The following is a 429-nucleotide window of genomic DNA, read 5'->3' as shown; positions in this document are numbered from 1 at the left end:
TAAGGTGCAAAGCTTGGGGTGTTTCAACCATTCACGACTTTCTAATGTAAGTTGTAAAACCCCTTTTTTAGACTGGAAGGATTGGAATGATTGACCTAGGGATTTCATCACTTTTTCAATGCAAGCAGCCTGAACTAAATGAATATCATCAATTACGTCATAGAGGGTTGCTTCCCATAACTTAGCAGGTAATTGGTACTTGTCTTTAGATGTGCGTAGCTGTTTGTCAATTTCAAATTTAGAAATGCCCCAAGCCTTTAAAGAACCGAACTCATTCCACAAGTCAGAGCGTAGTTGTCCCAAACGCAAAGCAATTAAATCAAGTTCGTTAGATTTCCAAATATTTAGTTTTTTAGTCCCTAAAATGGCGATTCTCGTAACGGTTAATTGATTCTTTACTTTGAGTTTCATGAACTTGGTTGGCTACGT

1 pseudogene is annotated in these 429 nt (G+C 37.5%); it reads right to left on the bottom strand.

Going from position 1 to position 429, the window contains the following annotated elements:
* Positions 1 to 411 (bottom strand): annotated as a pseudogene (locus ACIR310F_RS0102665) (addiction module component); the annotation flags it as partial.
* Positions 412 to 429 lie beyond the last annotated feature (18 nt).

The organism is Dolichospermum circinale AWQC310F (assembly GCF_000426925.1).
GTDB classification, from domain to species: domain Bacteria; phylum Cyanobacteriota; class Cyanobacteriia; order Cyanobacteriales; family Nostocaceae; genus Dolichospermum; species Dolichospermum circinale.
Note: the sequence above shows the minus strand (reverse complement) of the source record. Positions and strands in the feature narration are given on the sequence as shown.